Source organism: Spirosoma rhododendri (genome assembly GCF_012849055.1).
GTDB classification, from domain to species: domain Bacteria; phylum Bacteroidota; class Bacteroidia; order Cytophagales; family Spirosomataceae; genus Spirosoma; species Spirosoma rhododendri.
On the sequence record NZ_CP051677.1, the window covers coordinates 1,734,414 to 1,758,309 of the forward strand.

The 23,896-nt window shown below is 52.2% G+C and carries 26 protein-coding genes; 13 read left to right on the forward strand and 13 right to left on the reverse strand.

The annotated features are described in order from the left end of the window. The first annotated feature begins 3 nt into the window (after positions 1 to 3). The 9 genes from HH216_RS07105 to HH216_RS07145 all read left to right on the forward strand — a co-directional run bounded on the left by HH216_RS07105 (position 4) and on the right by HH216_RS07145 (position 10,559). Positions 4 to 315, forward strand: coding sequence for a nucleotidyltransferase family protein (locus HH216_RS07105; protein WP_169550158.1), 312 nt, complete (start codon positions 4 to 6; stop codon positions 313 to 315). A gap of 61 nt (positions 316 to 376) precedes the next feature. Beyond that, positions 377 to 1,753 (forward strand): AAA family ATPase, encoded by a 1,377-nt coding sequence (locus HH216_RS07110; protein ID WP_169550159.1) that lies wholly within the window; start codon positions 377 to 379, stop codon positions 1,751 to 1,753. Then, positions 1,746 to 2,336 (forward strand): hypothetical protein, encoded by a 591-nt coding sequence (locus HH216_RS07115; RefSeq protein WP_169550160.1) that lies wholly within the window; start codon positions 1,746 to 1,748, stop codon positions 2,334 to 2,336. Before HH216_RS07110 ends, HH216_RS07115 begins: the two co-directional genes overlap by 8 nt. Next, positions 2,333 to 3,505, forward strand: a complete 1,173-nt coding sequence (locus HH216_RS07120) for a 1-deoxy-D-xylulose-5-phosphate reductoisomerase (protein WP_169550161.1) — start codon at positions 2,333 to 2,335, stop codon at positions 3,503 to 3,505. Before HH216_RS07115 ends, HH216_RS07120 begins: the two co-directional genes overlap by 4 nt. A 159-nt stretch (positions 3,506 to 3,664) precedes the next feature. Continuing rightward, on the forward strand, positions 3,665 to 4,981 hold the full coding sequence (gene rseP, locus HH216_RS07125; RefSeq protein ID WP_169550162.1) for an RIP metalloprotease RseP: 1,317 nt from the start codon (positions 3,665 to 3,667) through the stop codon (positions 4,979 to 4,981). 72 nt (positions 4,982 to 5,053) lie between these two features. Next, positions 5,054 to 5,491 carry a DUF6702 family protein gene (locus HH216_RS07130; protein WP_254448716.1) on the forward strand — a complete coding sequence of 146 codons (438 nt, stop codon included), beginning with the start codon at positions 5,054 to 5,056 and terminating at the stop codon, positions 5,489 to 5,491. A 177-nt stretch (positions 5,492 to 5,668) separates the two neighbouring features. After that, positions 5,669 to 8,161 (forward strand): endopeptidase La, encoded by a 2,493-nt coding sequence (gene lon / locus HH216_RS07135; RefSeq protein ID WP_169550163.1) that lies wholly within the window; start codon positions 5,669 to 5,671, stop codon positions 8,159 to 8,161. 135 nt (positions 8,162 to 8,296) lie between these two features. Next, positions 8,297 to 9,496: an AGE family epimerase/isomerase gene (locus HH216_RS07140; RefSeq protein ID WP_169550164.1), complete on the forward strand. Its 1,200-nt coding sequence runs from the start codon at positions 8,297 to 8,299 to the stop codon at positions 9,494 to 9,496. A 184-nt stretch (positions 9,497 to 9,680) separates the two neighbouring features. Then, positions 9,681 to 10,559, forward strand: a complete 879-nt coding sequence (locus HH216_RS07145; protein ID WP_169550165.1) for an OmpA/MotB family protein — start codon at positions 9,681 to 9,683, stop codon at positions 10,557 to 10,559. 57 nt (positions 10,560 to 10,616) lie between these two features. Here HH216_RS07145 and HH216_RS07150 read toward each other — a convergent pair whose 3' ends face one another. The 11 genes from HH216_RS07150 to HH216_RS07200 all read right to left on the reverse strand — a co-directional run bounded on the left by HH216_RS07150 (position 10,617) and on the right by HH216_RS07200 (position 19,897). Beyond that, positions 10,617 to 11,486 carry an aldose 1-epimerase family protein gene (locus tag HH216_RS07150; RefSeq protein ID WP_169550166.1) on the reverse strand — a complete coding sequence of 290 codons (870 nt, stop codon included), beginning with the start codon at positions 11,484 to 11,486 and terminating at the stop codon, positions 10,617 to 10,619. A 133-nt stretch (positions 11,487 to 11,619) separates the two neighbouring features. Then, positions 11,620 to 12,087 carry a 30S ribosomal protein S7 gene (gene rpsG / locus HH216_RS07155; RefSeq protein WP_077923687.1) on the reverse strand — a complete coding sequence of 156 codons (468 nt, stop codon included), beginning with the start codon at positions 12,085 to 12,087 and terminating at the stop codon, positions 11,620 to 11,622. Positions 12,088 to 12,239: 152 nt separating this feature from the next. Then, positions 12,240 to 12,662 (reverse strand): 30S ribosomal protein S12, encoded by a 423-nt coding sequence (rpsL, locus tag HH216_RS07160; RefSeq protein ID WP_169550167.1) that lies wholly within the window; start codon positions 12,660 to 12,662, stop codon positions 12,240 to 12,242. Between the two features lie 192 nt (positions 12,663 to 12,854). Then, complete coding sequence (locus HH216_RS07165; protein ID WP_169550168.1) at positions 12,855 to 13,178, reverse strand: DUF3467 domain-containing protein; 324 nt, start codon at positions 13,176 to 13,178, stop codon at positions 12,855 to 12,857. Between the two features lie 59 nt (positions 13,179 to 13,237). Continuing rightward, positions 13,238 to 14,629: a serine hydrolase gene (locus HH216_RS07170; protein WP_169550169.1), complete on the reverse strand. Its 1,392-nt coding sequence runs from the start codon at positions 14,627 to 14,629 to the stop codon at positions 13,238 to 13,240. 3 nt (positions 14,630 to 14,632) lie between these two features. After that, positions 14,633 to 15,016 (reverse strand): DUF3887 domain-containing protein, encoded by a 384-nt coding sequence (locus HH216_RS07175; RefSeq protein ID WP_169550170.1) that lies wholly within the window; start codon positions 15,014 to 15,016, stop codon positions 14,633 to 14,635. Between the two features lie 118 nt (positions 15,017 to 15,134). Beyond that, positions 15,135 to 16,766, reverse strand: coding sequence for an OmpA family protein (locus HH216_RS07180; RefSeq protein ID WP_169550171.1), 1,632 nt, complete (start codon positions 16,764 to 16,766; stop codon positions 15,135 to 15,137). 87 nt (positions 16,767 to 16,853) lie between these two features. Next, on the reverse strand, positions 16,854 to 17,066 hold the full coding sequence (locus HH216_RS07185) for a type II toxin-antitoxin system HicA family toxin (protein WP_169550172.1): 213 nt from the start codon (positions 17,064 to 17,066) through the stop codon (positions 16,854 to 16,856). After that, positions 17,063 to 17,302 (reverse strand): type II toxin-antitoxin system HicB family antitoxin, encoded by a 240-nt coding sequence (locus tag HH216_RS07190; protein WP_169550173.1) that lies wholly within the window; start codon positions 17,300 to 17,302, stop codon positions 17,063 to 17,065. Before HH216_RS07190 ends, HH216_RS07185 begins: the two co-directional genes overlap by 4 nt. Before the next feature lie 56 nt (positions 17,303 to 17,358). Continuing rightward, a complete protein-coding gene (locus HH216_RS07195) occupies positions 17,359 to 17,568 on the reverse strand; it encodes a hypothetical protein (protein ID WP_169550174.1) in 210 nt (69 codons plus the stop codon). Between the two features lie 37 nt (positions 17,569 to 17,605). Continuing rightward, positions 17,606 to 19,897: an ATP-dependent helicase gene (locus HH216_RS07200; protein ID WP_169550175.1), complete on the reverse strand. Its 2,292-nt coding sequence runs from the start codon at positions 19,895 to 19,897 to the stop codon at positions 17,606 to 17,608. 104 nt (positions 19,898 to 20,001) lie between these two features. Here HH216_RS07200 and HH216_RS07205 point away from each other — a divergent pair, with 104 nt between their 5' ends. After that, entirely contained in the window at positions 20,002 to 20,568 is a 567-nt protein-coding gene (locus HH216_RS07205; protein ID WP_169550176.1) for a Uma2 family endonuclease, read from the forward strand. A 4-nt stretch (positions 20,569 to 20,572) separates the two neighbouring features. Here HH216_RS07205 and HH216_RS07210 read toward each other — a convergent pair whose 3' ends face one another. Beyond that, positions 20,573 to 21,013, reverse strand: a complete 441-nt coding sequence (locus HH216_RS07210; RefSeq protein WP_169550177.1) for a hypothetical protein — start codon at positions 21,011 to 21,013, stop codon at positions 20,573 to 20,575. Between the two features lie 112 nt (positions 21,014 to 21,125). Between HH216_RS07210 and HH216_RS07215 the strand changes: the two genes are divergently transcribed. The 3 genes from HH216_RS07215 to HH216_RS07225 are packed head-to-tail and all read left to right on the forward strand — an operon-like array spanning position 21,126 to position 23,376. Next, positions 21,126 to 21,689, forward strand: a complete 564-nt coding sequence (locus HH216_RS07215; RefSeq protein ID WP_169553294.1) for an RNA polymerase sigma factor — start codon at positions 21,126 to 21,128, stop codon at positions 21,687 to 21,689. A 12-nt stretch (positions 21,690 to 21,701) separates the two neighbouring features. Further along, positions 21,702 to 22,343 (forward strand): hypothetical protein, encoded by a 642-nt coding sequence (locus tag HH216_RS07220; RefSeq protein WP_169550178.1) that lies wholly within the window; start codon positions 21,702 to 21,704, stop codon positions 22,341 to 22,343. Further along, entirely contained in the window at positions 22,327 to 23,376 is a 1,050-nt protein-coding gene (locus HH216_RS07225; RefSeq protein ID WP_169550179.1) for a DUF4097 family beta strand repeat-containing protein, read from the forward strand. The genes HH216_RS07220 and HH216_RS07225 overlap by 17 nt, the downstream gene beginning before the upstream one ends. On the opposite strand, the gene HH216_RS07230 is transcribed toward HH216_RS07225, so the two are convergent. Beyond that, positions 23,369 to 23,863, reverse strand: a complete 495-nt coding sequence (locus HH216_RS07230; protein ID WP_169550180.1) for a cupin domain-containing protein — start codon at positions 23,861 to 23,863, stop codon at positions 23,369 to 23,371. The two genes, HH216_RS07225 and HH216_RS07230, sit on opposite strands and share 8 nt — an antisense overlap. Positions 23,864 to 23,896: the final 33 nt, after the last annotated feature.

The following is a 23,896-nucleotide window of genomic DNA, read 5'->3' on the forward strand; positions in this document are numbered from 1 at the left end:
CCTATGGAGACTATCGCCATCGATCAGGCGTTCATCCTGAGCGTACTCCGCGCCAACCGCGACCGGCTGCGTACTGAATTTGGTATCGAGCGCATTGGCCTGTACGGTAGCTTCGCCCGCAACGAACAGACCGACAAAAGCGACATCGACCTCATCTACCACCTATTGCCTGATGCCAGGCTATCGTGGACAGAAAAAGAACGATTGTACCGTATCCTCCGCAGAAAGCTGCACCGCAAAATGGATTTGGTGGACGATAATGTGATGAGCCCGATCATCAAATATTACGTGCGTAAAGACGTGATTTATGCATAGTAATTACACTTGTGATGCTGTAATAAGTCAATAACATTCACATTCGTAAAATAATTGACCAATGAAAATTACGGAAATTAAAATTGACGATTATCGCCAATTCAAGAATATAAAATTTGATTTTACTTATCCTGAAGGCCATGCTAAAGCAGGAGAGCCTTTGGAGAAAGTATGCTTCATTGGCCAAAGTGGGACAGGCAAAACTACGCTATTAAATATTATATGGAGTTTTTTTGTGATTGGCGATGATGGGTATCAAATTTATAGTAGGAAACAACTGAACAGAAGTACTTCTGTAGAGCCTTATCGCATCTTCGAAAATGTAGTAGTGACCGCAGAATCTAACAAAAACTCTGTTGTGTTAGATAATAGTTTGTTTGAAAATTACAAAGATAACTTGTTTGAAAATATGTCTATTGTCGCGAGTAGCGTTGAATGGATATTGAAAGAAAACATCAGAGAAGATATTGAAAATAGTAGAAAATTATGTTTGTATGTGGACGATTCATCTATAAATCACTCATATACCTTGACAGCAAATAGAATTGATAATGATTTCGGAAGTAATAATTTTGTCGTAAACAGTAACGATATATTTTTAGCAAATGAGAAAAGAGAAGAGGCAATTTCTAAATTGTCCAAATCAAAGATAGTAGCCTTGCAATCTTCAGACAGCCGCTATTTGTGGAGCTATATTCTAAGCGATATAGATAGATACGATGAAAATTTGAAAAAAATTGCAATAGACTTAATTCAAAAAAACGGTAGCTTCTCTCCAAACAGATTGGCTGATAAGCTAAGCAAATGGCAAGAGGAAAATCCGAATCCTAAGGTAGATATAGCCGATAACTGTCTCAATCCGATATTAAGTAAGTTCTTTTTGGAGGTTGACATTGAGGGGACTGAAGCCCCAATTGTGATAAAGACAAAAGACGGTACTTCTCTAACATACAACACTTTGAGTACTGGAACAAAACAATTGTTGGTGACAGCTATCGCTATATATAAAAGTCAAATCGAAAGCGGTGTCATCCTTTTTGATGAACCTGAACGATCATTGTTTCCTGATATTCAACGCGAACTGGTAAAATATTATACAAGTCTAGCTCCAAAGGCACAATTCTTTTATGCTACGCACTCACCGATAATAGCAGCTGCGTTTGAGCCTTGTGAACGGTTTATTCTGTATTTCGACGAAAATGGCCAAGTGAAATTTCACAGAGGAGTTGCACCAGAAGGAGATGATCCTAATGATATCTTGCGACAAGATTTCGATATGTCGGAGTTGATGTTAGAAAAAGGTGTAAAAGAATATGAGCGCTACCGGCGATTAGGTATGGAGATACGCGAGGAAGCCAACGCAGAGAAGAAAAATCAGCTGATAGCTGAACGTTTGGAATTAGGAAATCGATACAACTTTGCAGGGCGGAATGCGTAGAATAAACAAACCGACCAGCTCCGCCGTACTGAAAAAGGGTTTAGCTTATAAAGTTCGTGGCGATAATCAAAAGCTGGCTGAAGCTCTGCGTATAGAACAGCACAACATCTGTGCTTACACAGAAACCTATCTGGGCCGTAGCGACAAGAAAGACATTGAGCATTTCGATCCTACGCTAAAAGGAACTGGCGGAGATAATTACAACAACTGGTTTTTGGTTAAAGCACAGTGGAACGGTGAGAAAGCATCCAAATGGACGAGCTATCAGCCTATCATGCTGCCCACTGCCAATGACTTTGAAGAACGAATCATATACTTTGAAGGCGAGTATATAGCTGCTTCACATACAGACGTGGAAGCGATGAATCTGATTAAGCTTCTCAAATTGGATGACCACGAACTGGCCACTGAACGCAATGCATATCTAGAAAATTTGAAGGAGACGTTAGTGTATTCAGGGAAAACTGCTCAGCAGTTCATTGATGACCTATTGTCGATAAGACCAAGCCTAGTCTATTTCATCCGTGCTATTGAAGAAGAACTAAATGTCGAAGTCAACTTCGACTTGATTGAAACTAAATGACTGATTTTCCGAAACGCCGGGTGGCCATTCTGGGCTCGACCGGTTCCATTGGCACACAGGCAATTGACGTGATCAAAGCTAATCCAGACCGCTTTGCTGTCGAGGTGCTGACCGCCAATGGCAATGCCGACCTGCTCATTAAACAGGCCGTTGATCTGAAACCAAACGTGGTGGTGATCTGCAATGAAGATCGCTACGATCAGGTATTTGCAGCCCTCGACCCGCTGGACATCAAAGTCTACGCGGGCGCGGCAGCTATCGCATCGGTGGTGCAGATGGATACCGTCGATGTGGTGCTGACGGCGATGGTTGGCTATGCCGGGCTACTACCGACGATCCGGGCCATTGAAGCGGGTAAAACGATTGCACTGGCCAACAAGGAAACGCTCGTCGTGGCGGGCGAACTGATTACGAAGCTGGCGCGGGATAAGGGCGTCAATATTCTACCCGTCGATTCGGAGCACTCGGCCATTTTCCAGTGTCTGGTGGGGGAGTTTCAGAACCCGATTGAGAAGATTATCCTGACGGCGTCGGGCGGGCCGTTCCGGGGGAAAGACCGCGACTTTCTGGCGAACGTCACGAAAGCGCAGGCCCTGAAACACCCCAACTGGTCGATGGGGGCGAAAATCACCATCGACTCGGCCTCGCTGATGAACAAGGGGCTGGAGGTAATCGAAGCGAAATGGCTATTTGGCCTGACCGCTGAGCAGATCGACGTGGTGGTACATCCGCAGAGCATCATTCACTCGCTGGTGCAGTTTGAAGATGGCAGTTTGAAAGCACAGATGGGTTTGCCCGACATGAAACTGCCCATTCAGTTTGCGTTGGGGTACCCGTACCGGCTCAAATCCGACTTTCCGCGCTTCTCCTTCCTCGACTACCCGACGCTGACCTTCGAGCAGCCCGACCTCAAAACATTCCGTAACCTGCAACTGGCGTTCGACGCGCTGAACCGGGGCGGCAATGCGCCCTGTATTATCAACGCGGCCAACGAAATCGCCGTTGATGCGTTCCTGCACGATAAGATTGGTTTTCTGGATATGGCCGACATCGTGGAGTCCTGCCTGACCTACGCTACCTTTGTACAGTCGCCTACCTACGAGGATTACGTGCAGTCGGATACGGAGGTGCGGCAACTGGCTGGCGAACGAATCAAAAGCAAGGTTTAACTGTTTGTACGATAGGGGTGACCCGCAGCGTTTTGATATATGAGCTTCTGGACCTGGTTTATCATCGGTGTCATTGTCGGCATCATCCTGCTGCGGCTCCTCAAGCCGCGCACGTAAGACGGCGCAACTGGTCACGCTACACGAATTAATCTGGCATACATGGAAATTTTGGTAATGGCCGGGCAGCTCATTCTGGGGCTGTCTATTTTAGTTGGACTTCATGAACTGGGGCACCTCGTAGCCGCCAAAGCGTTCGGCATGCGGGTGGAACAATATTTTATTGGCTTCCCGCCGAAAGTCTGGAGCGTCAAACGGGGCGAAACGGAGTATGGTATCGGGGCTATTCCGCTGGGTGGTTTCGTGAAAATATCGGGCATGATCGACGAATCGCTCGATACGAAGCACACGAATACCGAGCCGCTCCCCTACGAATTTCGGGCGAAACCGGCCTGGCAGCGGCTGATCGTGATGCTGGGCGGTATCATCGTCAATGTCATCGTCGGTATCCTGATTTTCGTGGTGCTGGCTTACAAAAATGGCAACACCTACCTGGCTACGAAAGATGCGCAATACGGTATCGTTGCCTATGATCTGGCGAAAAGTATCGGCCTGCAAACGGGCGATAAAATCGTGCAGGTCAACGGAAAGGAGATTAACGATTTTAGCGAAATCCGCAGTTCCGACGTGTTTCTGGGCGACAATAGTTCGTACACCGTGTTGCGGAACGGCAAGCTGATCGACATCGACATTCCGAATGATTTCGTCGACAAGCTGTCGGATAAGAAGTCGGCCGGGCAGTTTGTTGAGCCGATCGAACCGTTCAAGGTTGGCGAAGTGGTACCGGGCCAACCTGCCACGAAAGCTGGTCTGAAGGCAGGTGATGTCATCACCAGTGCTAATGGCAAGCCCGTGCGGTTTTACCACCAGTTTACGGAGATCGTGCAGCCACTGAAAAACAAGCCGCTGACGCTGATCGTGAATCGTGCTGGCAAGCCGGTTACGTTGACAATGACCACGACAGAGGAAGGAAAAATCGGGTTCATGCCTGAATTCCTGCTGCCGCTGACTCACCAGGACTACACCTTCGGGCAGGCCCTGAGCATTGGTACGAAGCGCGCGTTTCAGGTCGTGTTCGATAACATAAAAGGCTTCGGCAAAATCTTCCGGGGTGAAGTATCAGCGTCGAAGGCGCTGAGTGGCCCTATCGGTATTGCGCAGAACCTGTTCGGCGGTATCTGGGTGTGGGATCGCTTCTGGACGGTAACGGGTTTGTTGTCGATGGCGCTGGCGTTTATGAACGCCCTGCCCATTCCGGCCCTCGACGGTGGTCACGCCACGATTCTGGGCTATGAGATCATTTCGGGTCGCAAGCCGTCGGATCGGTTCCTAGAAGCGGCTCAGCGGGTGGGTATGGTGATCCTGCTGGGACTGATGGCTTTTGCGATTTTCAACGACGTCTTTAAAGCTGTATTCTAAGTTTTGGCGCTGTTCATCCGAACCTTATTTTGCTGTGGTATTCTGTGCATCGGGCTGACCGCAAGTCGCCCGATGCACGACTTTCATGCCAGCGTGACGCAGATGGTGTACAACCCCAAAGAGCGGGGATTCGAGCTGAGCATCCGTGTGTTTACCGATGATCTGGAGAAAGCTTTGTCGGAGACAGCAGGTGCGAAAGTGCACCTGTCGAATGACAAAAAGGATGACCCGCTGATCGAGAAATACGTTCGGGCACACGTCGCCTACATGACTCCGCAGCGGCAGCCGAAGGCGCTGACCTATGTGGGGCACGAAGAGGAAGCTGATGCCAACTGGATTTACCTCGAAATGCCCTATACCGAACCGTTTCGGGGTGGCGTAATGAAACAGAACATCCTGATGGACTTATTCGACGATCAGGTCAACATGGTCAATGTGAGCTATCAGGGACAGAAGAAAACGTTTGTCTTTCGCCAGAAAAATCCCGTTCAGGACGTTTTATTCAACTGAGTAAATTTGTGAGTCTTGAAAGCCCCGGTATGACTATATTGGGGCTTTCTGCCATTCGCACCAGCAAACCGGCAGAAAACGGGACTGGCATAAGCCTTGCACCTAGTTACCTTCCTCCCTTTTTTTATTGGCAGGAATTTATTGACGCCTATAAGCTGTCAGAATGGCAGTGTACATATGATATCTGAAAAAGAGTTAACAACCCGCCTGTTTTTATCTGATTTCGATTCGGATAACCTGGAAATCGTGCCGTTAGGCTCGCCGGAAGGAGTTGACGATGATTACGAATTGCCCGAAAATCTGCCTATCCTGCCGGTTCGAAACACGGTTCTGTTTCCGGGGATGGTAATACCTGTGACCGTTGGTCGGCAGAAGTCGATCCGGCTGGTCAAGAAAGCGTACAAAGGGAATCGAATTATTGGTGTGACGGCGCAGCTCAATCAGCAGAAAGATGAGCCTACGGCCGACGATCTGTATCAGCTGGGTACGGTTGCATACATCATCAAGATGATTACCCTGCCCGATGGTAACATTACCATCATTATTCAGGGGAAGAAGCGATTTGAGATTGAGGAAATCACGCAGGAAGACCCGTACATGACGGCGCGGGTTCGGCAGATCGATGACTCGTTTCCGAACGTAAACAAGAAGGAAGGTAAAGCGATGATTCAGTCGCTGAAAGATGCAGCATACAAACTGCTTCGCCTGAATCCCGAAATTCCGCAGGAAGCCCGTATCGCGCTCGACAACATCGAAAGCCCGACTTTTCTGCTGCACTTCCTGTCGTCGAACATCAACGCCGAAGTGTCGGATAAGCAACGGCTGCTCGAACTGACCGATGGTAGTCAGCAGGCGAGTTTGTTGTTGGAATACATGCTGCGCGAAGTGCAGTTGCTCGAACTGAAGCGTGAGATTCAGTCGAAGGCCTCGTCGGACCTCGATCAGCAGCAACGGGACTATTACCTGCGGCAGCAGATGAAGGTGCTTCAGGACGAGCTGGGCATGGACAACCCGGACCGTGAAGTCGATGAGCTGCGGATGAAGGCCGACCGGAAGAAATGGTCGCCGGAAGTACGGTCGCACTTCGACAAAGAGCTGAGCAAACTGCAACGTTCCAACCCAATGGCCCCGGAATATCCGGTTACGATGAACTACATCGAGCTGATGGTTGACCTGCCGTGGAACGAGTACACAAAAGACAATTTCGACCTGAAGCGGGCGCAGAAAATTCTGGACGGCGACCACTTCGGGCTGGAAAAAGTAAAGGAGCGCATCATCGAATACCTGGCCGTTCTGAAGCTCAAGAACGACATGAAAGCGCCTATTCTGTGTCTGTATGGCCCGCCGGGCGTGGGTAAAACCTCGCTGGGTAAGTCGATTGCGAAGGCGCTTGGCCGTAAATACAGCCGGATGGCACTGGGTGGTGTTCACGACGAAGCCGAAATTCGCGGCCACCGCAAAACATACATCGGCGCGATGCCCGGCAAGGTGATTCAGAACATCCGCAAGTGCGGCTCCTCGAACCCGGTGTTTATCCTGGACGAGATTGACAAGGTCAGTTCCGACTTCCGGGGTGACCCCTCGTCGGCCCTGCTCGAAGTGCTCGACCCGGAGCAGAACTCGACGTTCATGGATAACTACCTCGAAACCGAGTTTGACCTGTCGCGGGTACTGTTCGTCGCCACGGCCAACTCGCTCGATACCATTCACCCCGCCCTGCGCGACCGGATGGAGATTATCGATATTGCGGGATATACCGTTGAGGAGAAAGTACAGATTGCCAAGAAGTACCTGATTCCGAAGCAGCGCAAAGACCACGGCCTGAAAACGAAAGACCTTCAGATCGAAGACAAAGCGATTCTGAAAATTATCGAAGGCTACACGCGGGAGTCGGGCGTGCGGAATCTGGAGCAGAAAATCGGCGCGCTGGTGCGGAAAATCGCCAAGTCGATCGCGATGGAGGAGGAGTACAACCACGTTGTAAAAGCGTCGGATATCCACAAAATGCTGGGTGCCGAAATCTTCGATAAGGAACTCTACGCCGATGACGATATTGCCGGGATGGTCACGGGCCTGGCCTGGACGCAGGTGGGTGGTGAGATTTTGATGATCGAATCGAGCCTGAGCCGGGGCAAAGGTACGCTTACGCTGTCGGGGCAACTCGGCGACGTGATGAAGGAGTCGGCTATTACGGCCCTGTCGTACCTGAAAGCACATGCCGACGATCTGGGGCTCGACTATCGGGTGTTCAACCACTACGATCTGCACATTCACATCCCGGCCGGTGCGGTGCCTAAAGACGGCCCGTCGGCAGGTATCACGATGCTGACGTCGATGGCATCCATCTATACGCAGCGGAAGGTGAAACCGTACATTGCCATGACCGGTGAGGTGACCCTGCGCGGGAAAGTACTGCCGGTGGGTGGCATCAAGGAAAAGATTCTGGCGGCCAACCGGGCGGGGGTTAAGGAGATTATTCTCTGCTCGAAAAATCGCAAGGATATCGAAGAGATCAATCAGCAATACATCAAAGACCTAACCTTCCACTACGTCGATACGGTTGATCAGGTACTTGACTTTGCGCTGTTGAAAGGGCAGGTTGGTAAGCCGATGAAGTTTGTGTTTCCCGAAGAAAAAGAGCTTCGGGAAGTTGTCGAACGGGTGTACTAAGTACCCCGATCGACCCATCCGAAACAGAACGCGGACGACGTATCAACGCACACACAGTTGACGTCGTCCGCGTTTTGCCGTTTATTCGCGGTTCGTCCTGCGGCCAATTAGCCGGAGACGACCAACGCCATTCCCGTGTTTACCCGCCGATCAGCTACCGATACGACCGCTTCCGACCTGCAAAAACTCGCGGCCGATTATCAGCAGGCGTTGTTGCGGCAAGTGTTGCCATTCTGGCTGGAGCACAGCCCGGATGCAGCGTACGGCGGCTATTTCGACTGGCTAACTACGACTGGTGCTGTTATCGAAGGCGATAAATCCGTCGTTCGTCAAGCGCAACAGGCTTATGCATTTGCCCGGCTCTACAACACAGTCGATGCCCAGCCCCGCTGGCTCGACCATGCCCGCCTTGGCGTTACGTTTCTCAGTCGATTTGCGCACGGCGACCGGTTGCACTGCTACGATCAGCTCGATCGTCTGGGCCACCCGGTGGCGCTGGCGACAACCAACGAGCCGGACGCGTACACGCTCATGGCTTACGCGCAGTTTCACCGGGCTACCAACGAGGACGAATGGGCAATGCTGGCGAAGTCACTGCTGACGAATGTGCTGGCTGATTTGGACGATGCCCGCGCCGAGATGATGGCTGTTCGAGTACCAATCATTCGGCAGGGGCGGTATCTGCGGGATTGGGTGACCGGCGTCCGGGCCATGCTGAGCAGCCGGCATCTGCTCGACGACGATTCGTGGAAAGACGGAATGGCCAATCTTGTTCAGGGCATTCAACAACTGTTTGTCGACCGGCGGACAGATACCGTTCGGGCATACGTGCAGAGTGACGGTGGCTATATCAATACGCCCGAAGGCCGTCGGGTCGACGTTGGTCTGACGCTGCAACTCACCAACGCGCTCTTCGACTACTGCGAACTGGTGCCAAACCGAAAACTGGCGCAGCAGGCGGCTGGCTGGTGCCTGTACGCCTGCGAACAGGCCTGGGACGAAACGGCGGGTGGGTTACGAAATTTCGTTGATCATAAAACACAGCCGATGACAGAACCCGACGGCTACCGCTGGGCCTGGGTGATGGTCGAAGGGCTGCTGGCGCTTAGTAAAAGCTATTTGTACACCCGATATGCCGACTGTCTGAAATGGCTGCGCCGACTGCACGAGTACACATTTGCGGTTTTCCCCAGTGTCACCGAGCCGGGCTGGCACTTAGCTGTTGACACGAATCGGCAGCCAGTCTGGCCGACGAAAGCAAGCCCTTTGGTTGACTGTTACACGCCAATGTGTAATCTGGCCGACATTGCCAGGGTACTGCAACGAATTCGCTGAACTGATTAAAATCTAGTTTTTAGGATATTTCTTGCAATTTATCAAGGGTGTTGCTCCGTTTAGCTGGTAGAGTATTGACGGCTTTGCGTCGAAAAGCGTACCTTTGTAAAAATTTTTTGGAATAAGACTGGTGAACAGTCATCCCCAAACTTTTCTGATCTAACTCATTTCCAGTTACCCTGTTATGAAGCAATTACTGATTCTAGTTTCGGCCGTTGTTATGATGACTTCCTGTAATTCGAAGAAGCGCATGGCCGAAATCAAATCAATTCAGGAAGCACGTGATAAAGCCATTGCCTCGCTGAATGACTGCGACAAGCGTACGGCCGATCTGCGGGCGCAACTCTCGACACAAACCACGGATCTGGATTCGAAAACCAAGCAGGTTGGCGACCTTCAGGCGCAGATCGATTACCTGAAAAAGACAAACACCAACCTCCTCGACCGGATGTCGGATCTGTCGATTGTGAGTAAGTCGGGTGCAGAAAGCATTAAAAAGTCGCTGGAAACGCTCAATGAGCAAACCAAATACACCAATAACCTGAACGCATCGATTCAGCGCAAAGATTCGATCAACCTCGCGCTGGTAATGAACCTGAAGCGGTCGCTGGACGATATCAACGATCAGGACGTACAGGTAGAAGTAAAGAAGGGCGTTGTCTATGTATCGATCTCGGACAAACTGTTGTTCCGTTCGGGTAGCTACGACATCACCCCCCGCGCTGAAACCGTACTGGGCAAAGTCGCTAAGGTTGTGAATGACCACAAAGACCTCGATATTCTGGTCGAAGGCCATACCGACATCGTCCCTATTTCGACGGCGGCTATTAAAGACAACTGGGATTTGAGCGCGCTGCGGGCTACATCGGTGGTGCGGACGCTGCAAACCAAATTCGGTGTACAGCCTTCGCGTATGACGGCCGGTGGTCGTTCGGAGTACGCGCCGAAAGATGACAACACCAACTCGGCTGGTCGTCAGCAGAACCGCCGGACGGAGATCATCATCACCCCGAAACTGGATCAGTTCTTCAACCTGCTGTCAAACGGTCAGGCTGGTAAATAAGCTGATTTGACTTAACGAAAAAGGGAGCCTCTTGCGAGGCTCCCTTTTTGCTTTTAGCTACGAAAACGTGATTGTGAATGAAGCGCTGAACTCGCCCCCGACGTCGACGTGCTGAATGGCTTCTTTCTGCTGGATTGGCTTCGGTTCGCCCTCACTGTCGGCGCAGCCAAGCCACGGTTCGATACAGACGAACGGCGCGCCCGGCTTGGCCCAGATACCCAGATACGTAAAGTCGGGAAATTCGACGTCGACCGAGTGCGAGTGCTTCGTGCTACGGATCGCAACGCTCCGCGAGTTTAGCTGCTTAAAGACGAGCGCGTCCTGATCGAACAGATGTTCGGTCAGATGAAGTTTGTACCCATCGAGTGGCACGGGTCTGGTTTCACCCGTAAAAAAGCCGTCTTTCGATAGCATATGCGTTTCCAATTGCTCCGGCTCGTTGAAGTCGATGTAGTAATCTTCATAAGCTTCTCCCGCGTTGAACGGAACCGCAAACGCCGGATGAGCACCAACAGAAAAGTAAATTGTCTTCGTATCCTGATTGAACACCTTATACGTAACGACCAATTGCTCGTCGATCAGCTCGTAACTGATCTGGAATGTAAAGCCGTAGGGGAAATGAGGTTCGGTCTGTTTGCCGGAAGTCAGGCCCCAGACGGCGGTCGTCGGTGTTGAGTCGAGGAGGTCGAACGCGAGTTTGCGGGCAAAGCCGTGTCGCTCCATCGGGTAGGCATGCCCCTCAATCAGCAGTTCGTTGTTTAACAGACCACCGACTATTGGGAACAGGTTGGGTGCGTGCCAGCCCCATACGGCTGGGTCGGCCTGCCACAAGTGTTCGATGCCCGTTGGCTTGTGTAGAATCGACGTTAGTTCGGCCCCCTGCGGGCGGGTCGTGACGCGGAGGAAGTCGTTTTCAAGCGTAGTCATAGAACGTTGTCTTTGGTTGTAAGCAGGCTAATAAACGGTAAGATGCTTTGCTGAAAACAACAAAAGCCGCTCAATGTTGAACGGCTTTTGGTAAATCGACGACCTGTCGGGAAAAATCAGGCCGGAGCAGTTGTTAGAACCGGAAGTGCGAGAACGCCTTGTTGGCTTCAGCCATGCGGTGCGTATCGTCCTTCTTTTTCACAGCCGCGCCTTCCCCTTTCGAGGCAGCTACGATCTCGGCTGCGAGCCGGTCTACCATGGTTTTTTCACCCCGCGAACGAGCATACCGGATCAGCCATTTCATGCCTACCGCGACCTTCCGGTCTGCCCGTACTTCGGTCGGCACCTGGAAGGTAGCTCCACCGACGCGACGGCTTTTTACTTCAACCGACGGCATGACGTTGTTCAATGCCTTCTTCCATGTATCGAGGCCGCTTTCGCTGGTGCGCTTGGCAACCACGTCAAGGGCGTCGTAGAAGATCGAGTACGCCAGGCTCTTCTTGCCTTCGTACATCAGGTTGTTAACAAATTTGGTTACGAGCACCTCCTTGTATTTAGGATCGGGCAGTACGTAACGCTTGGGCGGTTTCGCCTTTCTCATGATTGCTTCAGATTTTTGATCTTACTCTGCCGTAGTCTTTCAACGGTCAGTTTGACTTGAGTTGTAAAGTTTTACAGTTGCAAAGTTGCCATCTGGCAGATGGGCTGACGCGTCAGCTAACTCTACAACCTTACGACTCTATAACTTTAAAACTATTTTTTCTTCTTAGCTGGCGCACCTTTGCCAGCTGCTGGAGCCTGACCTGGTTTCGGCCGCTTGGCACCGTACTTCGAGCGGCTCTGCAAACGACCGTTTACACCGGCTGTGTCGAGCGCACCGCGTACAATGTGATAACGTACACCTGGCAGATCTTTCACCCGGCCACCACGGATCAGTACGATCGAGTGCTCCTGGAGGTTGTGACCTTCACCTGGGATGTAGGCGTTGACTTCTTTCTGGTTCGTCAGACGAACACGGGCAACTTTACGAAGAGCCGAGTTCGGCTTCTTCGGCGTCGTGGTGTACACGCGTGTACATACCCCCCGACGTTGTGGGCAGGCATCGAGAGCAGGCGATTTCGACTTGAATTCGAGCTTCTCGCGACCTTTACGCACCAATTGTTGTATGGTAGGCATTTTAGATTTGTTTACGAAAAATCAGTCTTCCCGAAATTTGAGGTGCAAAGATACGGAAAAACTTTTGAAGTTCCTGACTAGTAAAGTTATAGAGTTGTAAAGTTGTAGAGTTAGCTGACGCGTCAGCCCATCCGGCGGCTAGCCACACGCGCCAGCCAACTTTACGACTCTACAACTCTATAACTATCCAACCTAAGCCTGACCACCGGGGCCACCGAAACCACCCGCCGGGAAATGGAATGAATCGGAAGGCTTGCTGATGTCTCCATTGGCTTCTTCGTACCGACTGATATTTTCGGTCAACGCATCGAGCAGACGCTTGGCATGTTCAGGGGTCAGAATGATACGGGCTTTGACCTTTGCCTTCGGAACGCCGGGCATAAGCCGAATAAAATCCAGGATGAATTCGCTGTTTGAGTGAGCAATCATCGCCAGGTTGGCATAAACGCCTTCGGCAATTTCTTCGCTGAGTTCAACGTCGATCGAGCCTTCCTGATTGGGTTGCTGTGGTGTCATACTATGGCTTTGTTTGAATTATACAAAAGTAGGAATAAAGCATCGTCGCGTTGGCGGGCTCAACGGTTTAGCAAACGAGTAATAGCTAAAGCCAGTTCGTCAACCGGCGCGGCTACGTTCGACAGAATAACCAGTGCGGTCCGTGACTTCGGATCGAAACCGGCGAAACTGGCGTAGCCGCCCGTACCGCCAGTATGCCACCAGCCCGTTTTCGATGCTGACTGATGCCAGCTCAGGCCAACACCTGTGCTGTTGTCCTGAAAAGTAACGATTCGGGTCATCTGCATAGCCATACCTAAAGATTCGGGTGAGCCCTTGAGTTCAGCGCGTAGATAGCGTAGCATATCATGAGCGGTGGAGCGAATACCACCCGCGCCCGCTAAGGCCTGAAAGTCCCAGTTTGCTGTTGGTTGGCCAGTTGCGTTATAACCTTGGGCCAGTCGAAGCCGGTCGGTTGACCGGAGCGGTAGCGTTGTCTGCGTCATAGCCAGCGGCTCAGTAATCACGCTGCTGAGCAGCTGGCTATATGATTTGCCCGCGATGCGTGTTAGGATAGTACCCAGTAGACCTGTCCCCAGATTGGAATACTGATAGGTGGTGCCGGGCTTACTAGCCAGTGGTACCGTTTTGAGGTAAGCAAACAATGCTTTGTCGTCGTAGGCCTGATAGGGGTTGTCTGGCGGGCTACCCACGTTACCCAGATTGTTTGGTAGGCGGGGTAAACCTGACGTATGATTAGCCAGCATACGCAACGTAACAACGGTCCCGTCGTGCTGAAGCGTGGGAATAGAATCGGGCAGGTGTTGATTAACCGGGTCGTCAAGCTTTGTAAGGCCCCAGCCGACGTAGTTGGCTAGTATCGTCGCGGTGAACGTTTTACTGATTGAGCCAATCTCGTATAGCGTACTGTCGGTAGGGAGACGGCCGTTCGTGCGATTTGTTTCGCCATAGTTGTAGACGAACAGACTGTCGTGGCAAATCAGGCCGATGCTCATACCAACCATTAACTGGTGTCGGGCGTGAGCACGTACGAGCGAATCAAGCGTCCGATCGAACGAAGAACGCAGCCGGTTGTCAGTAGCTACCGGTTTCGATACGAGTATCGGTGCTAGGCCGAAGCCAGCTAGCTTGCCGGTCGCGTCGGCGGCCACCTTGACAATCATTGTACCCCGGTCAAATATCCCTTCGTATTCGGCGAATCCGTCGTGCTCACGAACGTATTCGCTACGTTGCCAACGCCCCAACTGCGCGTACGAGTTGGCTATAAATTGTCGCAAAGCCGGTTGCGGTACCTGCTGTTGAAACGTTAGTGACATAATCAGGTACAGCGAATCGGCTTGTTGCGCATTGTAAAAGCGTTGCACACGCTGCGTCAGCGATTTCTCCACTGCCGTTTGGCTTTGCGCGTTGACAGCGACAAGCCAGCAGCCAATCAACAGCAACAGGCGCATGGATTATTCCTGATAGGGCTTGAACAGGAACGTTTCGATTTTGCCTTCTTTGTCGCGGCTGAGGTAGAAATCGAGCGGAGCCATCGCGAACGTTGCTTTGTAACGGACAATACCGTCCTGCACACCGCGTGGTTCGAGGCTTGTCCATTTGCCAAGCTGACCCGTAAGCTGGGCCGTTACTTCCCGCATCTTCTCCGCCGATATCTGCTGCTTAAACGTCGCACCCATTAGCGTATAGAGTGAGTCGACCTGATTATCGTTGAAATAACGCTGCGTTTGCCGTGCTAGTGAGTTGAGTTTTGCCGTGTCGGCGGGGGCGGTGGTAGTTTGCGCGTTGGTGGTCAGTCCCAGCAGCGCGAAGCAGGCAATAAAGACGACTTGTTTCATTGTATAGGAAGTGGTTGATTACCGGAACAAGGTAGCCGGTTACTTAATACCTCCTGCGGGGAATTGGATAGACAGTGGGCTTTTCGGTCCAACGGCATGTCGACCGGACAAGTGGCGATTATTTCTTGACGATAACAAACTCAACGCGCCGGTTCTGCTGACGACCTGCATCGGTATCGTTGGTCGCAACGGGCTTGCTTTCGCCAAAACCCTTACTACCAATGCGGTCAGGCTCAATGCCTTTGCTGATGAAATACTCACGCACGGCGTCGGCCCGGTCCTGCGAGAGCTTTTCGTTGATGGCATTGGAACCCGTATTGTCGGTATGGCCGCGCACTTCAATCGTCATTTTGGGCGATTCGTTGAGCGTCGTGACGAGCCGGTCGAGTTCGGGACCGGATTCGGGACGGAGTTCAGACTTACCCGTATCGAAGAAAATGTTGTTCAACCGGATCGACTGGCCCACTTCAATCGGAATCAGCTTCAATTCCTTGCCGGTAATTTCCTGAAAGCCTTTCGGTGTCTGCGTCAGGTCAATATTGTCGCCTTCGGCGATGAAATCCTTGGCGATGGCCCGCATCGAATATTTCTGGCCGTAGGGCAGCACGATTTTGTACTCGCCAGATACCGGGTCCGATGTCGCTTCGCCTACTTCGGTGCCGTCGGAAAGGGTTTGATACACGATACGCGCTTCGACGGGTTTACCACTTTTCTGATCGACAACGCGACCACTAACAAGGGCGACGGGGTCGGGGCGGGTGCTGGGCTGGTTAGCGGCTATATCGTCGCTGCCACCCATCTTAGCCGGGCGACTGGTAGGCTGGTCGTCGGCCAGTTTCACCCGGACAATATCGCCTTTGCCTAATGTATTTTTAAAGGTCGTCAGATACGCATAATCGCCTGACGCGCTGAGCGTATAGTAGGCGTCATACCCATCGGTGTTCACGCTGGGGCCGAGGTTGACGGGTTTCGACCAGTGCTTCCACGTTTTATCGACCCGCTTACAGACGTAGATATCGTTGCTGCCCTGCCCACCGTCGCGGTCACTCGAAAAGTAGAGCGTCGCCCCATCGGGAGCAAGGAAAGGGGTCGTCTCGGTGAATTTTGAATTGACTTCCGGCCCCAAATCCATCGGCTTGCTCCACGACCCATCTTTCTGCCGGAAGCTGACGTAGATGTCGTCTTCCTTGCTGTTTTTCTTTTCGCTGAACGCCATCAGCAACACCTTACCGTCGGCCGACATAAAGCCGCAGTCAAACTGCCCTTTGCTCAGATTGACGTAGTTGGGTACATCAATTTTCTGCGGTGCCGACCAGCCGCTAGCGGTTTTCTTAGCCAGCGAAAAGCCCCGCGTTTCATAATTGCCGTTGGCGTACTGCCCCTTTACGAGCATCGTATTCCCGTCGGGGGTAATGCTATAGGCACAGTTGTATTCGTCCTTGTTAAGCGGAAAACCCAGTCGGCGGGCAGGTCCCCATTTATTGGTGGCTGGGTCGAGTTCGGCGTACCAGATGTCTTGACTGCCTTTGGTACCATGGGTGTTGTTGGGGTGGCTGATCCGGGCGAAGTACAGCGTTTTGCCATCCGGCGAAATCATCGGATTGACCTCATTGTATTCGGAATTGACCTGATTGCCCAAGTTCTCGGCCCGTGACGCCGACGCTGCCGCCGAGTCTGGTTTCGACTGAGCAGCAGCCGTGAACGAAGCGAATGTAAGCAGGCCAATGGCAAGGACGCCGGGGGCATTCATGGATGGTAGGCGAAGGAATGGTATGCGTTAAAAAGAACGAACAGCAACAATGGGTTTGTATACTGCCTGTTGTCAGCCGCAACAAAATCAATACTGGTCCAGTGTGGATGTATCGATTCCAGCATCACTGAGGATACCAAGAAATGTGCCCTTTTTCATGTCTTTGCCGTGAACGGGCACAGGTACCGTAATACGGCTGTCTGAATTATAGTAGATATGATGGCTACCCTTACCCATACGCTTGAGGTAAAACCCGTTTGCTTCCAGAATTTTTATAAGCCGTTTTGGGGAAAGATTCATGCCAATTCGGTCGTCAGGCTCAGGGAGTATTCCAGCGTCCGGCTATCATCCGGTGGAATAGGTTGTCCTTCTTCGGCCAGTACCTCTAAGCAGCCCTCTATGGCATCTTTAGCCATTGCTATGGCTTCTTCGACCGTTTCTCCATACGTAATACAGCCTCGAATCGCAGGCACTTTTACTGTGTAGCCGCCTTCAGGTTCCGGCGTCAGAATCAACCGATATTGTAATGTCTTCATAGAAAGAGCCTTCTCTTTAATAAAACCTGCTACAAATTCTGAAACACGGCGACTAGTTAATGGATAAAGTCAAGCATTTGATCCCACTCTTCTACGGAGAAGGTGAGAGCCGGAAGCGATTTGGGTTGGTCACTTCCGATTTGCTTCATGAATGCGTCGATTCCACCCGCTGCATTGATGTCAGCGGAATAATAAATTTTTACCTGTTCGGCAACGGGTACGGAACCAGGCGTAAATCGGGGACTTGCTATCTCGTTCGTGTTCATACAATCAGCGCAATCCGTAAATCAAAAAAATCAAAGTTCAGACCACCCGCAGCTTGGCGAAGCTAAGCAGCAGCACTTTCTCACCTGCTTTTTCAAACTGAATCGTAGCCTTGCGTTCGGTGCCATTTACGTCGACGGTCTTGACCGTGCCAAACCCAAACTTGGCGTGCTCGACCCGCTGACCGGCGGCAAGTTCAGCCGTGCTGGTTGGGGCGAAGTCGGCGGACGGCGTGTGGGTAACGGTGGGCTGGGGAGCCTGCCGCTGCGCCGTTTTCTGCGCCAGCGACCGCACAAACGCCATCGATCCTGTCGACGTGCTTTCGCTGCGGTCCCGCTCCGGGCGGTCGAAGTCCATCCGGCTTGGTGCCGACCGCTGCTTCGACAGCTTCAGGTATTTCTGGTCGACTTCCATAAGGAACCGGCTGGGCTCGCACATTTTCAGCCGACCGAAGTGGTAGCGCGTTTCGGCGTATGATACCGTTAGTCGCTTCTCGGCGCGGGTGATGGCAACGTAAAACAGCCGCCGTTCTTCTTCCAGATCGTTACGGCTTTCGAGCATCATCTGACTTGGGAAAAGATCTTCCTCAAGCCCGACGATATGCACGTTTTTGAACTCCAGCCCCTTAGCCGCGTGGATGGTCATCAGCGTCACCTTGTCGTTGTCGCCGTCTTCCTCTTTCTCGTCGGCCGTGGTCAGTAGCGATACCGATTGCAGGAACGCGCTCAGGCTCTTGTCGTCATTGTCTGGGCTGTCAACAAACTCCTTGATAGCGTTCAGCAACTCCTGTACGTTTTCGTACCGGGCCAAGCCTTCGACGGTTTTGTCGTCGTATAATTCTTTGAGCAGCCCCGACGCTTTAGCAATGTGCGAAGCCACTTCGTAGGCGTCTTTCTGATCGATCAGGAGCATAAAACTCTTAATCAGATCGGCGAAGCCTTCAATTGCAATTGCTGACCGGCCCGTAATAAACTTGCCGATGTCGGATACGATGCCCCAGATGGAATCCTGATTCTCGGCTGCGATCACGCTCAGCTTAGCAATCGTCGTGTCGCCGATGCCGCGCTTGGGCAGGTTGATGATTCGCTTGAATGCTTCCTCGTCCTGCTGATTGACCGTGAAGCGCAGGTACGCGATCAGGTCTTTGATTTCTTTGCGCTGATAGAACGACAGACCGCCGATGATACGGTACTTGATGCTCATCTTGCGCAGGGCTTCCTCGAACGCCCGCGACTGGGCGTTGGTGCGGTACAGAATCGCGAAGTCGTTGTTGACCAGCGACTCGTTCATCTTCGTCTCGAAAATCGAACTGGCCACCAGTCGCCCTTCTTCGTTGTCCGACGACGCTTTGATAACCTCGATCAGTGGCCCTGCTTCGTTGGCGGTGAACACCCGCTTTTCGAGCTGATTCTTGTTGCGGGCGATGATCGAGTTGGCCGCCTGCACGATGGTATCGGTGGAACGGTAGTTCTGCTCCAGCTTCACGATCTTAACGTTCTCCTTTCCGTAGTCGCGCTGGAAGTTCAGGATATTCTCGATGTTGGCCCCCCGGAACGCGTAGATACTCTGCGCGTCGTCGCCGACGATACAGATGTTCTGGTGAACGGCCGCCAGCTTGCGCGTGATCAGATACTGCGACACGTTGGTATCCTGAAACTCATCGACCATCACGTGCTGGAACTTGTGCTGGTACTTGTTCAGAATGTCCAGGTGATCGCGGAACAGCACGTTGGTGTTGAACAGCAGATCGTCGAAGTCCATCGCGTTGGCTGCAAAACACCGGGTTGCATATTGCTTGTAGATTCGGCCAATGTGCGGCATCCGGGCCGATTCATCGTCGGCCTGAATTACGGCGTTATTGATGTAATCATCGGGGCCGATGAGCCGGTTCTTCGCACCCGAAATCCGCCCGAACACGTTGTTAGCGCGGTACACTTTGTCGTCCAGCGCCATCTCTTTGATGATGCTGCGGAGCAGTGATTTCGAGTCGTCGGTGTCGTAGATAGAGAAGTTGCTGGTGTAGCCAATCGCTTTGGCTTCGATCCGCAGAATCTTGGCAAACACCGAGTGGAACGTACCCATCCATATGTTGCGGGCTTCGGTGCCGACTACTTTTTCGATCCGGTGCCGCATCTCGCCGGCAGCTTTGTTGGTAAACGTCAGCGAGAGGATACGGAAGGGGTCAACGCCGTTTTCGATCAGGTGAGCGATGCGGTAAGTCAGTACGCGCGTCTTCCCTGAACCGGCACCGGCTATAATCATAAGCGGTCCACCGCCGTGCATGACGGCCTCCCGCTGGGGGTCATTCAATCCAGAAATATAATCAACCATTCGAGTCGCTTCTATCCTCTTATAACAAGTAAAACTAAGGAAAAATTTGCTCGGGGTCGATTGAAAATGGGTATCTTTGGAGAGGAGCCAACGTCAGAAAAGCCATGATTGAACTAGCCACACCAGCCCCCGTATTGCCGACAAATCTGCGGACTGTCGATGAGTTTGAGCAGTGGCAGCAGCAGTATGCCCACGAAGGCAGCTACGAGTTTGTCCGGGGGCGTATTGTTGAAAAGAAAGAAATGAAGCAAGCCGAGTATTTAATTCTGAAATTCCTGACCCGATTGTTTGTGACGACGATGGCCTATGCGCAGGGGGATGAGTTGACGCCAGAAATGGATTCGTACGTCGACGATATCCGTAAGCGTCGCCCTGATCTGGCTTATTTCACACTCGCGCAAATTCTAGAAACGGGGGAGGGAATTCGGCAGCGTACTCAGTTTGCCATCGAAATCCTGTCGGAATCGGAGTCGTTTCAGGATGTGACAGAAAAAGTGCAGGACTACTTCGACGCCGGGGCGGTACTGGTCTGGTACATACTCCCCGTCAGTCGGAAAATCGTGGTGTACACGTCCGCCGATGAATCGAAATCATACAAGGGAGATACAGTTGTTTCGGCGGCACCACTGCTGCCCGATTTTCAGTTTATTGTCTCGGATTTGTTTGCGTAAGTTCCTACACCATTTCTCCCATATCGACACCCATCAATTCGGAGTACGATGATGCGGTAGCCGTCCCGCCGTCGCCTTTGCGGTAGCGAAGCCATGCGCGGGTTTTATAGTTGTAGACGAAGCCTTCCAGAATACCGTAATCATCGTCTTCGATTAGGCGGATGATCTTGCGGAGGTCGTTACGCTGTCCGTTTGTCTGACACACTTCGATAACAATTTTGGTATCCTCCGCGACAGGGTCATACATCAACACGTCAGGCACGGCATGGCCCGGTCCTTCGTTGATCGGTGTCTCCGGGAGCGGTTCAAGCTGAATTTTACCTTCTTTGTAGTACAGAAATCCCAATCCAAAGGTGAGTTTGCTGATGGCCCGCTGATGATCGAGCGGAGAATTAGTGCCGTCGTCGTGGACTTCGAACGAGGATCGGTAGGGTGATTCGTACATGGTTCTGGTGCGTTTTTACCAAGATACACACTTTTTTTGCTGGATGATGCAACGTTTCAGCACGCCCGCTGTCTTTGCTCTGAAACACGTTTAACCTACCTTCCCGCTGAACCTGCCCGAGTCAAGACCATACCCGGACCGCCATGCTGAGCTGGTCAAACGCTGCCAAGCGGGCGAGCGACAGGCGCAGTATGACCTTTACAAACAGTACGCCAAGGCCATGTACAACGTCTGTCTGCGCATCGTCAATCATGATGCCGAGGCCGAAGATGTGTTGCAGGAAGCCTTTATCGACGCGTTTTCGCACATTCAGTCGTTTCGGGGGCAGAGTACATTCGGGGCCTGGCTCAAGCAGATTGTGGTCAACCGGGCGGTCAACCACCTGCGTAGTCGGCGGCTGCAACTGGTCGATTTAGACTCGCAGCGGGTGGGCGACGACGAGGGGCGTGACTGGGCCGACACCGAACCTTACGACGAAAGTGGCGTTCAATTCGAAGTCGATCGGGTGCGGCAGGCGATGCAACAGTTGCCGGAAGGGTATCGCGTTGTGCTGTCGCTGTATCTGTTCGAGGGTTACGACCACGAAGAGATCGGTGCGGTGCTGAATATTAGTGAAACAACCTCCCGGACGCAGTACCTGCGCGGGAAGAAACGATTGCTGGCCTTGCTGGCGTAAACAACAAAACAGATGAAGAAAGATAACTTAGAACGCTTCGTGCGCGACAACCGCGAAGCCTTTGACGACCGGGAGCCACCCGCCGATCTGTGGCAGCGTATCAACACCGGGCTTGGTGGATCAACTGACGCAGGCCTGCCGACCGATTCGACGCCGACGGCACCGACTGAACCCGAACAGGCTGGTATGAGCCCAGCCATGCCTTTCACGCAGATTCACCGGAACACCCGCACGCTGGGGCAGTGGTTTACAAACTGGCAGGCGGCAGCGGCTGTCGTGGTGCTGTTGCTGGCGGGTAGCGCGTACTTCCTGAATCATCGGTATGGTGTCGCGAGTCATCCCGAAGTGGCCGTGGCCGCCGGGCCGACCTACGCCAAGGAGGTAGCGCAATACACTCGATTGATCGATACAAAGCGGATGGAACTGCGACAGATGACGGAAAGTAATCCGGCTCTGTACGAAGAGTTTGCAACCGACTTAAACCGTCTCGAACGGTCCTACAAATCGTTGAAAGCCGATTTGCCCAAGAATCCAAACCAGGAACTATTGATTCAGGCTATGATTCAAAATCTACAGATTCAGATTAACCTGTTGAATGAGCAACTGCGCGTCATTCAGCGTATCAACCAGCAAACCCATGAAAATCCTGTATAGCGTACTGCTCGTGGCGTTGCCACTGCTGGCACGGGCCGAGGACCCGTGGGCCGACATGGTTGAGCGTAAAAAAACAATCATCAAATCGTACGACGTATCAGCCAACGACGTGCTGACGGTTGATAATCAGTTCGGACAGGTGTCGGTTGGATTGTGGGATAAACCGGAAATCCGTGTTGAGATCGCCGTGATGGCCGGGGCCAGTACAGAGGCCAAAGCGCAGTCGTATCTGGATGCGGTGGAGATTGAAGACAAACGGGCCGGTAACCAGATTGCGGTGAAAACCCACTTTGGCCAGAGTTCAATCTCGAACTGGAATTTCAACGGTTGGCGCAAAAACGGTGATCGTAACTACGTTAAGATCAATTATACCGTTACGATGCCCCGCCGGAATGCGCTGAGTATTCGCAACAAGTTCGGCAACACGAGTATCCCGACGTTTCATGCACCGCTGACGGTACACAGCCGCTACGGCAATTTCTCCGCCGACGACCTGACCAACAACGATACTGATTTAGACATCGCCTACGGGAAAGCCGACATCCGCACCGTCGATCAGGCAAAGCTGGAAGTGGCCTACGCTGACCTGGAGCTTAGCAAAGCCAACATTCTTACTCTCGTCAATAAGTTTGGCAAAACGCGCATCGGTGACGTAGGGAAGTTAAACGCCGACATCGACTATTCGGGTGCGCAGATCGGTACCTTACGCGAATCGGGTAAGATCAGGCTGAGTTTCTCCGGTGGGTTTCGGATTGAGCAATTGCCAAAAACGGCCGATAACGTCAATATTGAATCGTCGTATTCATCGGTGGCGCTGCCCATTGCCAATAGCGGTGACTGTGATTTTAACGTGACAGTCAGCTACGGCAATTTTAACTACACCTCAAGCCCGGCGATGCACTTCTCGCTACAGCCTGATGACAGCAACAATCGTGGGCCTAAACTGACGAAGCAGTATGTCGGCAAGGTCGGGGCCGGAACGGGTACGAAGGTGAAAGTTGTGTCACGCTTCGGCAATGTCAGCTTCAAGTAAGCTGCCGGATGACGGCTGCATGCTGCGGAAACTCGGCAAGTAATGCCTCCTGGTCGGCGAGTTCAAAATCGGCGAAGTCGAAGCCGGGCGCGACGGTACAGCCGACCAGCGAGAACGCCGTACCAACTGCCGGTTTCGACCCAAACCAGCATCCCGCCGGTACCACAGCCTGAAACACCTCACCCGCCGACAGATCGCGCCCGAGCCGGATGATGTACAGTTCGCCAGCGGGGTCGATCACAAATACGTCGAGTGGGCCACCGTCGTAAAAGTGCCACACCTCGTCGGACTGAATCCGGTGCAGGGCCGATATGTGGTGGCTTTCGAGCAGAAAATAAATGGCGGTGCTCATCGCCCGCGACCCGCCAAACCGTTCCGGTAGCGCATCACCCGCGACCATCTCCGCCGACCGGTATGTTTCGGCAAAATAGCCCCCTTCCGGATGGCTCTGCATCTGCAACGTCTGTACGTATTCCTGCGCGTTCATAGAAGGTCAAAGAGCGAAAGAATGAAAGAGTGA

What these genes read in the sequence shown, in the direction of transcription:
- HH216_RS07105 (WP_169550158.1), top strand. Translation starts at nt 4, where the DNA reads ATGGAGACTATCGCCATCGATCAGGCGTTCATCCTGAGCGTACTCCGC.
- HH216_RS07110 (WP_169550159.1), top strand. Translation starts at nt 377, where the DNA reads ATGAAAATTACGGAAATTAAAATTGACGATTATCGCCAATTCAAGAAT.
- HH216_RS07115 (WP_169550160.1), top strand. Translation starts at nt 1,746, where the DNA reads ATGCGTAGAATAAACAAACCGACCAGCTCCGCCGTACTGAAAAAGGGT.
- HH216_RS07120 (WP_169550161.1), top strand. Translation starts at nt 2,333, where the DNA reads ATGACTGATTTTCCGAAACGCCGGGTGGCCATTCTGGGCTCGACCGGT.
- rseP (WP_169550162.1), top strand. Translation starts at nt 3,665, where the DNA reads ATGGAAATTTTGGTAATGGCCGGGCAGCTCATTCTGGGGCTGTCTATT.
- HH216_RS07130 (WP_254448716.1), top strand. Translation starts at nt 5,054, where the DNA reads ATGCACGACTTTCATGCCAGCGTGACGCAGATGGTGTACAACCCCAAA.
- lon (WP_169550163.1), top strand. Translation starts at nt 5,669, where the DNA reads ATGATATCTGAAAAAGAGTTAACAACCCGCCTGTTTTTATCTGATTTC.
- HH216_RS07145 (WP_169550165.1), top strand. Translation starts at nt 9,681, where the DNA reads ATGAAGCAATTACTGATTCTAGTTTCGGCCGTTGTTATGATGACTTCC.
- HH216_RS07150 (WP_169550166.1), bottom strand. Translation starts at nt 11,486, where the DNA reads ATGACTACGCTTGAAAACGACTTCCTCCGCGTCACGACCCGCCCGCAG.
- rpsG (WP_077923687.1), bottom strand. Translation starts at nt 12,087, where the DNA reads ATGAGAAAGGCGAAACCGCCCAAGCGTTACGTACTGCCCGATCCTAAA.
- rpsL (WP_169550167.1), bottom strand. Translation starts at nt 12,662, where the DNA reads ATGCCTACCATACAACAATTGGTGCGTAAAGGTCGCGAGAAGCTCGAA.
- HH216_RS07165 (WP_169550168.1), bottom strand. Translation starts at nt 13,178, where the DNA reads ATGACACCACAGCAACCCAATCAGGAAGGCTCGATCGACGTTGAACTC.
- HH216_RS07170 (WP_169550169.1), bottom strand. Translation starts at nt 14,629, where the DNA reads ATGCGCCTGTTGCTGTTGATTGGCTGCTGGCTTGTCGCTGTCAACGCG.
- HH216_RS07175 (WP_169550170.1), bottom strand. Translation starts at nt 15,016, where the DNA reads ATGAAACAAGTCGTCTTTATTGCCTGCTTCGCGCTGCTGGGACTGACC.
- HH216_RS07180 (WP_169550171.1), bottom strand. Translation starts at nt 16,766, where the DNA reads ATGAATGCCCCCGGCGTCCTTGCCATTGGCCTGCTTACATTCGCTTCG.
- HH216_RS07185 (WP_169550172.1), bottom strand. Translation starts at nt 17,066, where the DNA reads ATGAATCTTTCCCCAAAACGGCTTATAAAAATTCTGGAAGCAAACGGG.
- HH216_RS07190 (WP_169550173.1), bottom strand. Translation starts at nt 17,302, where the DNA reads ATGAAGACATTACAATATCGGTTGATTCTGACGCCGGAACCTGAAGGC.
- HH216_RS07195 (WP_169550174.1), bottom strand. Translation starts at nt 17,568, where the DNA reads ATGAACACGAACGAGATAGCAAGTCCCCGATTTACGCCTGGTTCCGTA.
- HH216_RS07200 (WP_169550175.1), bottom strand. Translation starts at nt 19,897, where the DNA reads ATGGTTGATTATATTTCTGGATTGAATGACCCCCAGCGGGAGGCCGTC.
- HH216_RS07205 (WP_169550176.1), top strand. Translation starts at nt 20,002, where the DNA reads ATGATTGAACTAGCCACACCAGCCCCCGTATTGCCGACAAATCTGCGG.
- HH216_RS07210 (WP_169550177.1), bottom strand. Translation starts at nt 21,013, where the DNA reads ATGTACGAATCACCCTACCGATCCTCGTTCGAAGTCCACGACGACGGC.
- HH216_RS07220 (WP_169550178.1), top strand. Translation starts at nt 21,702, where the DNA reads ATGAAGAAAGATAACTTAGAACGCTTCGTGCGCGACAACCGCGAAGCC.
- HH216_RS07225 (WP_169550179.1), top strand. Translation starts at nt 22,327, where the DNA reads ATGAAAATCCTGTATAGCGTACTGCTCGTGGCGTTGCCACTGCTGGCA.
- HH216_RS07230 (WP_169550180.1), bottom strand. Translation starts at nt 23,863, where the DNA reads ATGAACGCGCAGGAATACGTACAGACGTTGCAGATGCAGAGCCATCCG.